Origin of the sequence: Methylobacterium sp. WL8 (assembly GCF_008040045.1) — a bacterium.
In the GTDB taxonomy this organism is placed as follows: Bacteria; Pseudomonadota; Alphaproteobacteria; order Rhizobiales; family Beijerinckiaceae; genus Methylobacterium; species Methylobacterium cerastii.
This window is the reverse complement of the sequence record NZ_VRVF01000203.1, coordinates 1-796: the sequence shown is the minus strand read 5'-3', so window position 1 is coordinate 796 and position 796 is coordinate 1. Positions and strand designations below refer to the sequence as shown.

Here is a 796-nt window from a genome sequence, read left to right as displayed (position 1 = left end):
TAGTTACGAAATAATTATTATTGATAACGGATCTTCGTGCCCATATGATATTAATGATATAAAAGAAAATAATCCAAATACACGCGATTCCACAATGATAATTTCCACAAAATCACCAATTAGCGCTTTGATACATGGAATCGCGATTTCCAGAGGCGATACTGTATGTGCCTTTATAGATGCGGCAAGAATAGCGTCACCAAATCTGCTCAAATTAGGTATAATGGCTTGCGAAAGCAGTGGTAATGTAGTTTCTGGCGCTCTTTCATACCATATCGGGCATGAACCTCAGAACATCAGCGTAAAAAAAGGTTACAATCAATCAATAGAGGATTCTCTCATAGCTTTAACCCGGTGGGAAAAGGACGGTTACGAATTATTCGATATCTCTAGCTATGATCCTTCGTCGCGGTTTGGGTTCTACTCATGCCCAGCTGAAACTAACTCTCTATTCATGAGTAAAGAGATGTGGAGCGAGTCCGGCGGCTTTGACAGTGCGTTTGTAGGGCCGGGGGGAGGGCTCGCAAATCTAGATCTTTGGAAGAGGGTTTGTGATAATAGAGCGTATAAAGTAATTATGCTTTTAGGAGAGGGAACTTTCCATCAATTCCATGGTGGAATCACAACCAATTCACTTGTTGACAATTGGGTTAACCTTCATGACGAGTATCTAAATATTAGAGGTGAGCCGTATAGCACTCCTAGTATTGTACCATTCCAGTTAGGAATACCAAATAGTAGAGCGATAGCATTTTCAATTCGAAACAAATAGTCATCAAAGCATTATATCATAGCA

Annotated in this window: 1 protein-coding gene; it reads left to right on the top strand. The window is 40.1% G+C overall.

The features are described 5' to 3' along the window. Nucleotides 1-772: glycosyltransferase (locus FV234_RS25910; RefSeq protein ID WP_147832455.1), on the top strand; the 772-nt coding region annotated here is incomplete at its 5' end. Between the last annotated feature and the right edge of the window lie 24 nt (nt 773-796).